Consider the following 12320-nt stretch of genomic DNA (forward strand, 5'->3'; position numbering starts at 1 on the left):
TGGGTCATAAACACCTAGGTCTAGCTGAGGCTAGCAGCTATAGCAAAATAGCATAGCTTGTTTTGAAAGGTGTGAGCATGAATCTGCAGCAGATAGAGACCTTTGTTCGGGTGGCCGAAGTGGGGAGCTTCAGCAAGGCTGCGGTACTGCTGGACACTGCCCAGCCGGCACTCAGCCGTCAGGTGCGGGCCCTTGAAACCGAGTTGCGCGAGACCTTGCTGATCCGCACCGGGCGCGGCGTGACGCTGACCGATGCGGGGCGCCGCCTGCTCGAGCATGGTCACGCCATCATGCAGCGCGTGGCCATGGCCAAGGAAGATCTGGGCAGTCAGCGCGACGAGCCCGTGGGGCGCATCACCGTGGGCCTGCCGCCGAGTCTGGCGCGACGCCTGACCCTGCCCCTGATCGACGGCTTCAGCCGCGAGATGCCCAAGGCCAGGCTGGCGGTGGTCGAGGGTTTTTCCATGAATATCTCGGAGTGGCTGACCTCGGGGCGCATGGACCTGGGGCTGGTCTACACGCCCGAGCCCCATCCCCAGATCGAGGTCTCGCCCGTGCTCGAAGAGCGTCTGTGTCTGATCGGCCCGGCCAGCACGCTGGCAGGGCGCACCAGCATCCCGTTCGAGCATCTGGCCGAGTTCCCGCTGATCATGCCTCAGCACGGGCAGATTTTCCGCAAGCTGATGGAGGCCCAGGCCACGCTGTCCCAGGTCAAGCTCAATGTGGTCTGGGAGGTGTCCAGCGTGCCCGCCATTCTGGATCTGGTGCGCGGCGGCTATGGCTATGCGGCACTGACCGATAGCGCCATGCACAGTCATGCCACGGACGCTGCGCTGGTGGAGGTGCCCATCAAGTCGCCCCATATTGTGAGCACCTTGTGCCTGGTGCAGCCCGCCAAAAAGAAGTCCACGCCCCTGATGCGCCGCACGGCCGAGCTGCTGCGCCGCCTGAGCATGCAGGTCTGCTCGGTGGAAAGCGGTCATATCTGAGCGACTGGCCTGCACCGGAGCATTGCCGCTGACGATTCAAGCTCCTGTTAAGGGAGCTTGTTGTGCTGATTGAATAACGATTTCAGATATATATCTATCTGAAATCTAATGTGAGCGTGCGTTATAAGCTTCTGAAATGATAGCGTCAAAGCTGGGGGCGCAAGGTTCTGGCGGCCTCCTGCAGCAGCGGCAGTATTTCCTGCTGCATGGTTTGCGGGCTCATGCGCTTGGCCGAGGTCACCACATTCAACGCTGCCACGGTGCGCCCGCGCATATTGCGCAGCGGCACGGCCACGGCCTGAATGGCCAGTTCATGCTCTTCGAGCGCCATGCAGTAGTCGAGGCGGCGCACCTCTTCGAGCAAGCCCTTCAACGCATCTTTATCGGACACCGTGTGCGCCGTCAGCTTGGGCAGGTCATAGGTGGCCAGCCAGTCGTCGAGCTCCGAGCTCGAGAGCGAGGCCAGCAGCACCCGGCCGGTGGACGTGGCGTGCGCCGGCAGACGCGTGCCCAGGTGCAGTCCGTGGGCCATCAGACGCTCGCCTTTTTCATGAACGGCGCTGCGCGCGACGATGACGACTTCACGACCCTCGCGCACCACGCAGGAGTAGGACAGTCCGGTCTGCGCTGCCAGTCTGTGCAGCACGGGCTGCACGATGCGCGGCAGCCGGGCCGAAGCCAGATAGCTGCCCGACAGGCGCAGTACCTTGGGAGCCAGCCAGAAATAGCTGCCATCGGACTCCAGATAGCCGAGATAGGCCAGCGTGAGCAGGTGGCGCCTGGCTGCGGCGCGCGTGATGCCTGCGCGATCGGCCGCCATGGTGGCATTCAGACGCTGGCGTTCGGTGTCAAAGCTCTCGAGTACGGCCAGGCCCTTGGCCAGGCCGGCAATGAAGTCCGCCGGGGCGATGGAGGGGGAGCCGGGATCATTCATGAAAGGGGCCGCCGTTCTTGTTTTGCGCGATCATCGTTCTCATTGTGCGATTATCGCGCAAACAACGATTCTCTCCTTTGTCTTGATGCAGCACAAAACTTAGTCTTTGCTCCATAGCGCAACCGGCGTTGTCACGCTCGCCGATTGACAGGTTTTTGAGCCATAACAAGGAGTCACAATCATGCGTACACAAGTCGCCATCATCGGTGCCGGTCCCTCAGGTCTGCTGCTGGGGCAGTTGCTCTACAAGGCGGGCATCGACAACATCATCATCGAGCAGCGCAGCGCCGACTATGTGCTGGGCCGCATCCGCGCCGGGGTGCTGGAACAGGTGACTGTGGATCTGCTCAAGCAGGCTGGTGCCGACAAGCGCATGAATGAGGAAGGTCTTCCCCACGACGGCATCGAGCTGCTGTTCAAGGGCAAGCGTCACCGCATCAATCTGCATGAGCTGACCGGCGGCAAGCGCGTGATGGTCTACGGCCAGACCGAAGTCACCCGCGATCTGATGGAAGTGCGCGCCCAGGAAGGCCTGACCACGGTCTATGAAGCCAGCCATGTGCAGCCTGTGGACTTCGAGAGTGACAAGCCCAAGGTGCGTTACGAAAAAGACGGTCAGGTGCACGAGATCGAGTGCGACTTCATCGCCGGTTGCGACGGCTTTCACGGCATCTGCCGCGCCAGCGCCCCTCAGGACAAGATCAAGACCTTCGAGAAGGTCTACCCCTTCGGCTGGCTGGGCCTGCTCTCCGATACGCCGCCCGTGTCGCATGAGCTGATCTACGCCAACACCGAGCGCGGCTTTGCGCTGTGCAGCCAGCGCAGCGCCACGCGCAGCCGCTACTATTTGCAGGTGCCGCTGACCGACAAGGTGGAGGACTGGAGCGATGAGGCGTTCTGGGAAGAGCTCAAGAAGCGCCTGGATCCCGAAGCCCGCGCCAATCTGGTGACCGGCCCTTCGCTGGAAAAAAGCATTGCACCGCTGCGCAGCTTTGTGACCGAGCCCATGCGCTTTGGCCGCATGTTCCTGGCAGGCGACGCCGCGCATATCGTGCCTCCCACCGGTGCCAAGGGCCTGAACCTGGCGGCTTCCGACGTGGGCTATCTGTCGCAGGCCTTTGTCGAGTACTACAAGGAGCGGTCCGAAGCCGGTATCGACCGCTACTCCGAGCAGTGCCTGCGCCGCGTCTGGAAGGCCGAGCGCTTCTCCTGGTGGATGACTTCCATGCTGCACAACTTCCCTGGCGAGGGCGAGTTCAATACCAAGGTGCAGGAAGCGGAGCTGGACTACATCGTCCACTCCGAGGCCGGCTCGACCTCGCTGGCCGAGAACTATGTGGGTCTGCCCCTGGTTTAAGCCCCAGACTGCCTGGCTTTCGTCACCGTGGTGATGCAGGCCCGGTGCGCGGTCCCGGTGCCTTGCGCTGTGCCTGCATTGCTGTGTGCGATGCAGGCATTTTTTTCATCCATGCAATTTGGTTGATGCTGCCTTGCGTAAATTTTGATGCCGGGCCACAAGCCGGCGGGGCCTGCGAGGAGTAAGCTTGCCGACCTTATGGCGCACATCATGTTTTCCCCTCCCTATATTGCCGCTGCCGAGGCAGCCCAGTCCTTGCGCACGCGCGGTTATGCCGTGCTGCAGCCCGAGGACTTTGCCCAGTGGATGGGCCTTAGCGTGAGCGATCTGCATGCCATGGATGCGGACTGGCAGGGTTTGCCGCCCGATGCTTTCCTCAAGGATGGCGGCCGCTATCGCCGTCGTCGCCATTCCTGCTTTGTCAGTGAGGGCGATCAGGTGCAGCAGGTGCCTCACCGTGCCCACTGGCAGCCCGTGGAATACAACGCGCTGCATGGCGGCATGCAGCGCATGTTCGAGCCCATGCTGGAGAGCACGACGACGAGCGCGGCATGGCTGGAGATGATCAATGCTCTGGGTCAGCTGGCCGATCAGGTGTTTTGCACCGACGAGCGGCATGAGCGCTGGTTTGTCGAGGCGCACCAGTTCCGCATCGACACCACGGACGGCATCGGACGGCCCACGCCCGAAGGCGCGCACCGCGACGGCGTCGATCTGGTCGCCGTGCTGCTGGTGGGGCGCAAGGGCGTCAAAGGGGGTGAGACCCGCGTGTTCGAGGCGACCGGCCCCAATGGCCAGCGCTTCACGTTGACCGAGCCCTGGTCCGTGATGCTGCTCGACGATGCGCGCATGATTCATGAGACCACGCCGATTCAACCTGCCGAGCCCAGTGGCGTGCGCGACACGCTGGTGCTGACCTATCGCCGCGGCAACTTCCAGGGTGCCGAGCTCCAGCAGCAGCAGTGCCAGGCCGCTTGAGCTTGATGGAGCCGGACGGCTTTGTTCGAAAAATTTGAGCAAAACTGTAACGTGCTCAATGCATCAAAGTGACGCCCTCGACACTGCATGATGCAGGCTTGTTGCGGCGAAGCTTTCGCCTCTTCGAGCCTTCCCTGCATCCAACAAGCCAGAACAGCTGGCCGACACCACGCCCTGCAGGGCGTGTTTTTTTATATGAATCGCTTTTACGCCCTTAGTATTTCAGTGCTGACCGCTCTTGTCACAGTAGCGGCCTGCAAGCCTTCGCAAGACCGTGCGGCGCAGGCGGCCTACACCAAGGAGCCCACGATCTACTTTCGCAATGGCCTTGAGATTACCCTCGGCGATGCCTCGGTACCGATTCACGGGGTGGAGGAATGCCCTTATGGTCTGGCCGCACCGGCCGGAGCCGTGGTCGAGCTCAATGATGCCAAGTGCATCCGGCTGTCGGACGATACCGAGCAGATTGTCGTGATGCTGGATATGCCGGACGGCATCGTCCAGGAGGAATGGACCGTGCGCCGCGACGCGCCCAGCAAACCCCATGAGCCGGCCTTCAAGAACGTCTCCCTGCTGCGTCCCGACGGCACGCGCATCACGATCACCGACAAGTCCGACACTCTGCTGGACAAGTGCTACGAGTACCAGGCGGCCCATGTCTGCATCTGAGGCAGATGGATTGGTGTGAACTTTAGGGTTGATTCATGTCAACACGCTGAGGCATGATGAAGGCAGACTGCATGCTATTCCAAGAGCGGCATTTGCCCCGGGTCCCTGGTCCGGGCTCCGTGTCGCCTGCAACCTAGAAGGAGAAACATATGTCCATGTTCAATCACATCCTGGTTCCGGTCGACGGCTCCAAGCCCTCCATGCTGGCCGCACGCAAGGCCGCCGAGCTCTCCAAGGTCTTCGGCAGCGCCGTGACGGCGGTGTATGTGGTCGATCCCTATCCTTTCACCGGCGTGGGCGCCGACTTTGCTTATGGCCAGTCGCAGTATCTGAGCGCGGCCACCGCTGAAGCCAACACCGCTCTGGATGCGGTCAAGGCCATCATGGACGAGGCGGGTGTGCCCGTGAAGACTCTGGTGGGTGAGGGTCATGCCGTGCATGAAGGCATTGTGCGCACCATGGAAAGCGTGGGCGCAGACCTTGTCGTCATGGGCTCGCAGGGGCGACGCGGCCTTGAGAAGCTGATGCTGGGCAGCGTCACGCAGCGCGTGCTGGGCGCCGTGCGTGTGCCGGTGCTGGTCGTGCGCGAGTGAGCGTAAGGCGGCGGCCCACGAAGCAACGGCTCCTCAGGGAGCCGTTTTTCTCGTGAGCCAGAGTGCTCAGCGATTGAGCAGCCGGGCCAGCCAGCCTTTTTTCTTGCGCTGCAATTCCAGCTCCTGAAGCACTTCGGCCTTGAGTTGTTCCTTCTGTGCAGCGTGTCCGCTTTCCTTGGACATCATGCGCAGATAGACCTTGGCCGAGTCCACATAGCCATGGTCTTCGTTGCGGATGTGGTTGAACAGCCAGCGCGAGAGCATGCCGTGCAGTTCGGCGGCCACATCCTCACCCGCATCGAAGCGGGTCTGCATCTCGATCACGCGGCGCGTGAACAGCTCGTGCACTTTTTTGTGCGGGCCGGCGAACATATAGCCGGCGCTCTCGATCAGGCTTTCCTCGAAGACGAAGTGCGAGACGGTGTAGTCGATCATCTCGCCGATGACATCGCCCAGCCCTTCGCGATCTGGCGAGCTGCGCAACTCGTAAAGCCTGTTGATGTAATCGACGATGCGGCGGTGCTGCCGGTCGATCTCCGCAATCCCGGTGTCCAGCTCGGGGACCCAGACCAGCAATGCCATGATGTTCTCCAGAAATTCAGGGGTTTCCGGAGAAGTATTCACGAACCTGTCATAGGCCGCATTGATGCAGATCAGGCCTATCCGCGCCGGGCAGGGCGGCGCCAATCCTGCGCGCCGCGTCGGGATGTCACTCGATCTTGGCGCCCGAGGACTCGACGACCTGCTTGGACTGCTTGAAGTCGGCCTGGAACATCTTGTCGAAGTTGGCCACGCTCATGGACTGGGGCTCGGCGCCCTGGGTCAGAATGGCGTCGCGCACCTCGGGCGTGGCCAGCAGCTTGTTCACTTCGACATTGACCTTGGTCACGATGGCTGCGGGCGTGCCCTTGGGCATGAACAGGCCGTACCAGGTGCTCACATCAAAGCCCTTGAGACCGGACTCGGCCAGTGTCGGGGTGTCTGGCAGCGAGGACGAGCGCTTTGCCGAGGTCACGGCGATGGCGCGCAGCTTGCCGGCCTTGATCTGGGCTATGGCCGAGGGTACGGAGGACACCAGCAGATCCACATTGCCGGCCAGTGCATCCATCATCGCGGGGTTGGAGCCCTTGTAGGGCACGTGGGTCAGATGAATGTCCGAGGCCTTTTCCAGCATCACGCCGGCCAGGTGGATGCTGGTGCCGTTGCCGGGCGAGCCGTAGGTGATCTTGGACGGGTTCTTCTTGGCTGCAGCCACCACGTCGGCCAGCGTCTTGTACGGCGAGTTGGTGGCCGTGGCGATCACGATGGGGGTGTAGGCCACATGAGCCACGGGGGTCAGATCCTTGCTGGGGTTCCAGGGCAGGTTCTTGTAGAGGTAGGGGCCAAGGACCACATTGTCCTTCTGGCCCATCACCATGTCATAGCCCGTGGGCGCCGCTTTGACTGCTTCGGTGATGCCGATGGTGCCGCCTGCACCCGCACGGTTGTCGGGCACCACGGTCCATTTGCTGACTTCGGTGAGCTTGTTGGCAATCACGCGCGAGAGGATGTCGGTGCCGCCACCAGGCGGGAACGGCACGATCATGCGCACGGGCTTGTTGGGGTAGTCGGCAGCGGGGTCTTGTGCAGCGGCTGAAAAGCTCAGGCCCGTGCTTGCGATCACGGCTGTGCTGATGAGAATTTGGCGAATCATGAAAAAGAAGCTCCAGAGACGAACGGGGGAGCGCTGGCCCGCAAACAAGGGCGGCGCAGTCGCGGCTGGTACCTGAGCCTTGAGCTCGGAAACCAGAGTCACGGAAGGTGGGCTTTTCGATGATCGGGGACGGTGGTTCCGCCATCAATGGGTATTTGTCTTTACCGGGGAGCGCGAGCCATGCCGTACGGACATGATCGCCATCTGCACACGCTGCACGACAGGGTTGCTGCCGTTGCTAGCACGGGGGCAGCGTACCGATCGGGTGTCGCTGCCGATGTGGCCCACGGGTGCGGATTGTGGTTCTGCGCACAGCCTCAGAGGCTGCTGCAGACCAGTGGAAACATTCTGCCACGCATGAAAGACTTGCCAGGGCTTGGCGCGAGAATAGGCCGCGCCTGCTCCCAGATTATTTGCTTGGTCCAGTCGTTCACAGCAACAGCAGCTGCAGGCGCCTTTAGCCCTTGGTTTGGATCAGGCGGCTGCAGCCATGTTTTGGAGCCCAACCGCTCTGAGTGCGATCTCAAGCCTGGCGTACGTCGGCAACCACTTGGTCGCCGAAGTCCGGTCGTGCCAGCCAGGCCAGCACGCGGGCTGCGGCGTCATCGGCCGAGGTCAGCTGCCCGTTGCTGTGCAGACCTGCAAAACGGCCCACGTCAGGGAAGTCGGTTGAAGCTGGGCTGCGCAGTTGTACCTGCATATCGGTGTCGATGACGCCGGGTGCCAGAGACACAATGCGTGCGCCGTTGGGCTTGGCCGCCTCTTCCAGCGCCACGCAGCTGCTGAACTGGTCCATGCCGGCCTTGGCAGTGCAGTAGCTCGCTTGCGAGGCCATGGCGCGGCGGCCCAGGCCCGAGGAGATATTGAGCACCTTGCGGGGAATCCTCCAGCTCTCGGTTGCTCCGAGAAAGGCTCCGGTCAGGGCCATGGGCGCTTCAAGACCCACGCGCAGGGCATTGATCATATCGGCGGCAGACACCTGGGACAGCGGCGCAATCTGCGGCATGACGCCTGCATTGTTGATCAGGGTGATGCTGGCCCATTCACGGGGATCCATCGTGCCCAGCCAGGTCGCCAGGCGCTGCGCAGCAGCAGCACTTTGTGCCAGGTCCTGTTCCCATTGCAATAGCTGTGCAGGCGTGCTGGCGCTGGAGGCGAGGGCGGCGCTGGTCTTGCGGGCAATACTCAGCAACTGATGGCCTTGTTGCAGCAGCTGCTGTCCCATGGACAGGCCCATGCCGCGAGAGCCACCGGTCAGAATCGTTAAATGCTTTGTCATGCCGGGCATCTTACGGGTGATTGAAGACAGAAAAGAGCAGACCCCGCAAGACTGGCGTCCGGCGGGGTCTGGCGATGACCTCAGATGAGGTCAGTGAGCCTTCAATGACCCAGATAGGCCTTGCGCACCTCGTCATTGCTCAGCAGGTTGACACCGCTGTCCTCCAGCACCACCTTGCCGGTTTCCAGCACATAGCCTCGGTCGGCAATCTGCAGGGCGCGGTTGGCGTTCTGCTCGACCAGGAACACCGTCACGCCCGCTGCGCGGATGGTCTGAATGATCTCGAAGATCTGCGCAATGATGAGCGGCGCCAGGCCCAGTGTGGGTTCGTCCAGCAGCAGCAGGCGCGGCTTGCTCATCAGCGCGCGGCCTATGGCCAGCATCTGCTGCTCGCCGCCGGACATGGTGCCCGAGCGTTGCGCTGCACGCTCCTTCAAGCGAGGAAAGAGCTTGAAGACATGCTCGACGCCGTCGGCGATCTCGGCCTTGTTCAGGAAAAAACCGCCCATCTGCAGGTTCTCGGTCACCGTCAGGTCCTTGAAGACACGACGGCCTTCGGGCGAGATGGCAATGCCGCGGCGCATGATGTGATGGGTGGACATCTGGGTGATGTCCTCGCCCTCGAACAGAATGCGCCCGCCGCTGGCACGAGGGTTGCCGCAGACCGTCATCAAGAGTGAAGTCTTGCCTGCACCATTGCTGCCGATCAGGGTGACGATCTCGCCCTGATCGACATGCAGGCTGACATGATTGACCGCGCAGATCGCGCCGTAGTGGGTGGAGACCTGCTCCAGTTGCAACATATGCTGGCTCATCAGGCCTCTCCCAGATAGGCCTTGATGACCCGTTCATCATTGCGAATCGCCTCGGGCAGGCCCATGGCGATGGGCTTGCCGTATTCCATGACCAGAATGCGCTCGGACACTCCCATGACCAGGCCCATGTCGTGCTCGATCAGCAGCACGGCCACGCCGTACTGTTTGCGCAGATCGTCGATCAGATGCTGCAGGTCCTTCTTCTCCTGCGGGTTCAGGCCGGCGGCGGGCTCGTCCAGCATCAGCACGCGAGGCTTGGTGATCATGCAGCGCGCAATCTCCAGCCGGCGCTGGTGACCGTAGGCCAGATTGCCGGCCTCGCGGTTGGCAAACTGGCGCAGGCCCATCACGTCCAGCCATTGCAGCGCGTTGTCGATCTTTTCCTGCTCGGCACGGCGATAGCCTGGCGTGTTGAACAGGCCGCCGAGCAGCGTGGCGCGCGATTGGCGGTGCTGTGCGACCAGCAGGTTTTCCAGCGCCGTCATGCTCTTGAACAGGCGCACGTTCTGGAATGTGCGCACCACGCCGTGGTTGGCGACCTGGTGGCTGCTGTGGCCTGCAATGCTCTGGCCTTCCAGAACGACCGAGCCGCCTGAAGGCTGGTAGAACCCGCTGATGCAGTTGAATACCGTGGTCTTGCCCGCGCCGTTGGGGCCGATGATGGCAAACACTTCCTGAGGGCGTACGTTAAAGCCCACGTTGTCCACGGCCAGCAGGCCGCCGAAGCGCATGCACAGGTCTTTGACTTCTAGCAAATACTCGCTCATGCGCTTGCCCTGCCTGTGGTTGTAGTTATTGAAATAATAGCGTTCAGGTGCAGCTTCATGACTTCACCTCCACTTGGTGTCGCTTCATGGGCAGCAGGCCCTGGGGGCGCCAGACCATCATCAAAATCATGACCAGACCGAAGATCAGCATGCGGTATTCGGAGAACTCGCGTGCCAGCTCGGGCAGCACGGTCAGGATGATGGCAGCCACGATCACGCCCAGCTGAGAGCCCATGCCGCCCAGCACCACAATGGCCAAAATCAGGGCCGACTCGATGAAGGTGAAGGACTCGGGATTGACGATGCCCTGACGAGCGGCGAAGAAGGCGCCGCCGAAACCCGCGAACATTGCGCCCAGCGTGAAGGCCGAGAGCTTGATTTTCATGGGGTTCAGGCCCAGCGAACGGCAGGCGATTTCATCCTCGCGCAGCGCTTCCCAGGCGCGGCCTATGGGCATGCGGATCAGGCGGTTGCTGATGAACAGCGTCACCATGGCCAGCAGCAGGGCCATCAGATAGACGAAGATCACCATGTGCATGGAGTTGAACTCCAGACCGAAGAACTGATGAAAGGTCGTGCCGTCCTCGGTTAGGGGCGAGCGGGTCATGGGCAGGCCCAGCACCGTAGGCTTGGGGATACTGGAGATGCCGTCGGGGCCGCCCGTGAAACTGGTCAGATTGGTCAGAAGCAGGCGGATGATTTCACCAAAGCCCAGCGTCACGATGGCCAGATAGTCACCGCGCAGGCGCAGCACGGGAAAGCCCAGCACGAAGCCGAACAGGGCCGAGGCAGCACCCGCCAGCGGCAGCGCTTCCCAGAACGTCCAGCCAGCCCAGTGGAACAGCAGCGCATAGGTGTAGGCGCCCACGGCATAGAAGCCCACAAAGCCCAGGTCCAGCAGGCCGGCAAAGCCGACCACCACGTTCAGACCCAGGCCCAGCATGACGTAAATCATGGCCAGAGTCGCGATGTCGACGGCATTGCGGCCAGCGAAGAATGGCCAGGAGGCGGCCATCATCAGCACCACGAAGATGACGACGTTGCGTGTGCCCGACTTCATCTGCGGCATGGCCGGCAGATTGACCTTGGGCAGCTTGCCAGCGAGCAGGGGCTTGAGCATCTGCACGATGAAGATGGCCAGACAGGCCCATCCGGTCATGCTCCAGTTGGGGTTGATGACGGTGCGCACACCGGCGCGCTCCAGGTGCAGGCTGAAGATGGGGGTGACGACGATGGCCGTCATCACGGTGGCGATCAGCGCATCGCGCAAAGCGGCAGAAAAGCTGTACTTCATCAGACTTTCTCCACTTCAGGTTTGCCCAGCAGGCCCGAGGGGCGGAACATCAAGATGGTCACCAGCAGGCCGAAGGCCACGATGTCCTTGTATTCCGACGAGATGTAGGCTGCGGCAAAGGTCTCGGCCACGCCCAGAATCACACCGCCCAGCATGGCGCCGGGGATGGAGCCGATGCCGCCCAGCACGGCAGCCGTGAAGGCCTTGATGCCGGCGAGGAAGCCAATGAAGGGGTTGAGCTTGCCCACGGCCAGCGCAATCAGCACGCCGCCCACGGCGGCCAGCACGGCACCCAGCACAAAGGTGAAGGAGATGACCTTGTTGGTGTCGATGCCCAGCAGATTGGCCATGTGCATATCCTGAGCACAGGCGCGCGAGGCACGGCCCATGCGCGAATGCTTGATGTACATGGTCAGCGCAATCATCAGCACCACGGTCACCGCGATGATGAGCACGCGGGTATAGGGGATGAAGACCTCGAAATTTCCCATGTGGAAATTGATGGCGCCCGGCAGCAGCGAAGGCACGGCCATATCGCGCGCGCCCTGGCCCAGGGCCACCCAGTTCTGCAGGAATATGGACATGCCGATGGCCGAGATCAGTGCTACCAGACGCGGGCTCTGGCGCACGGGCTTGTAGGCCACCTGTTCGACGACCAGGCCATAGACTCCGGTGACGAAGACGGCCACCACCAGCATCAGGCCGATCATGGCCCAGACCGGCAGACCGCTTTGCGTGCCAATCGCCGAAAGCGTCACGAGGCCTATATAGGCCCCGATCATGTAGATGTCACCGTGTGCGAAGTTGATCATGCCGATGATGCCGTAGACCATGGTGTAGCCAATGGCGATCAGGGCGTAAATGGCTCCGAGTGAGAGCCCGTTGAATAACTGTTGTATCAGCTGGGGGAGAAAGTCTGACATGTAACGCCACCCTTGAAACAGGAAAAGGC

Annotated in this window: 13 protein-coding genes; 5 read left to right on the plus strand and 8 right to left on the minus strand. The window is 61.9% G+C overall.

Annotation, left to right across the window (positions count from 1 at the left end; translation table 11 throughout):
- Positions 1-77: 77 nt before the first annotated feature.
- A complete protein-coding gene (locus P353_RS25530) occupies positions 78-989 on the plus strand; it encodes a LysR family transcriptional regulator (RefSeq protein ID WP_034352381.1) in 912 nt (303 codons plus the stop codon).
- A 145-nt stretch (positions 990-1134) separates the two neighbouring features.
- On the opposite strand, the gene P353_RS25535 is transcribed toward P353_RS25530, so the two are convergent.
- Positions 1135-1923, minus strand: a complete 789-nt coding sequence (locus P353_RS25535; protein ID WP_034375853.1) for an IclR family transcriptional regulator domain-containing protein — start codon at positions 1921-1923, stop codon at positions 1135-1137.
- A 181-nt stretch (positions 1924-2104) separates the two neighbouring features.
- Between P353_RS25535 and pobA the strand changes: the two genes are divergently transcribed.
- The 4 genes from pobA (at position 2105) to P353_RS25555 (ending at position 5520) form a co-directional block, all read left to right on the plus strand.
- Entirely contained in the window at positions 2105-3280 is a 1176-nt protein-coding gene (gene pobA, locus P353_RS25540; RefSeq protein WP_034375855.1) for a 4-hydroxybenzoate 3-monooxygenase, read from the plus strand.
- Positions 3281-3478: 198 nt separating this feature from the next.
- Positions 3479-4258, plus strand: coding sequence for a 2OG-Fe dioxygenase family protein (locus P353_RS25545; protein WP_034375856.1), 780 nt, complete (start codon positions 3479-3481; stop codon positions 4256-4258).
- 195 nt (positions 4259-4453) lie between these two features.
- Complete coding sequence (locus P353_RS25550) at positions 4454-4927, plus strand: hypothetical protein (protein ID WP_034375857.1); 474 nt, start codon at positions 4454-4456, stop codon at positions 4925-4927.
- Positions 4928-5082: 155 nt separating this feature from the next.
- Complete coding sequence (locus tag P353_RS25555) at positions 5083-5520, plus strand: universal stress protein (RefSeq protein ID WP_029158699.1); 438 nt, start codon at positions 5083-5085, stop codon at positions 5518-5520.
- Positions 5521-5586: 66 nt separating this feature from the next.
- Here the strand turns inward: P353_RS25555 and P353_RS25560 are convergent, their stop codons facing one another.
- The 7 genes from P353_RS25560 to livH all read right to left on the minus strand — a co-directional run bounded on the left by P353_RS25560 (position 5587) and on the right by livH (position 12291).
- Positions 5587-6102: a bacteriohemerythrin gene (locus tag P353_RS25560; RefSeq protein ID WP_034376175.1), complete on the minus strand. Its 516-nt coding sequence runs from the start codon at positions 6100-6102 to the stop codon at positions 5587-5589.
- Between the two features lie 127 nt (positions 6103-6229).
- Positions 6230-7213: a Bug family tripartite tricarboxylate transporter substrate binding protein gene (locus tag P353_RS25565; RefSeq protein ID WP_034376177.1), complete on the minus strand. Its 984-nt coding sequence runs from the start codon at positions 7211-7213 to the stop codon at positions 6230-6232.
- Positions 7214-7736: 523 nt separating this feature from the next.
- Positions 7737-8501, minus strand: a complete 765-nt coding sequence (locus P353_RS25570) for an SDR family NAD(P)-dependent oxidoreductase (protein ID WP_034375858.1) — start codon at positions 8499-8501, stop codon at positions 7737-7739.
- Positions 8502-8593: 92 nt separating this feature from the next.
- Entirely contained in the window at positions 8594-9307 is a 714-nt protein-coding gene (locus P353_RS25575) for an ABC transporter ATP-binding protein (RefSeq protein ID WP_034375859.1), read from the minus strand.
- Complete coding sequence (gene livG / locus P353_RS25580) at positions 9307-10074, minus strand: high-affinity branched-chain amino acid ABC transporter ATP-binding protein LivG (RefSeq protein ID WP_034375861.1); 768 nt, start codon at positions 10072-10074, stop codon at positions 9307-9309. The genes P353_RS25575 and livG overlap by 1 nt, the downstream gene beginning before the upstream one ends.
- Positions 10075-10129: 55 nt before the next feature.
- Positions 10130-11368, minus strand: coding sequence for a high-affinity branched-chain amino acid ABC transporter permease LivM (locus P353_RS25585; protein ID WP_034375863.1), 1239 nt, complete (start codon positions 11366-11368; stop codon positions 10130-10132).
- Entirely contained in the window at positions 11368-12291 is a 924-nt protein-coding gene (gene livH / locus P353_RS25590; protein WP_034375864.1) for a high-affinity branched-chain amino acid ABC transporter permease LivH, read from the minus strand. Before livH ends, P353_RS25585 begins: the two co-directional genes overlap by 1 nt.
- Positions 12292-12320 lie beyond the last annotated feature (29 nt).

The sequence above is a fragment of the Comamonas testosteroni genome, from assembly GCF_000761245.1.
GTDB lineage: Bacteria > Pseudomonadota > Gammaproteobacteria > Burkholderiales > Burkholderiaceae_C > Comamonas > Comamonas testosteroni_C.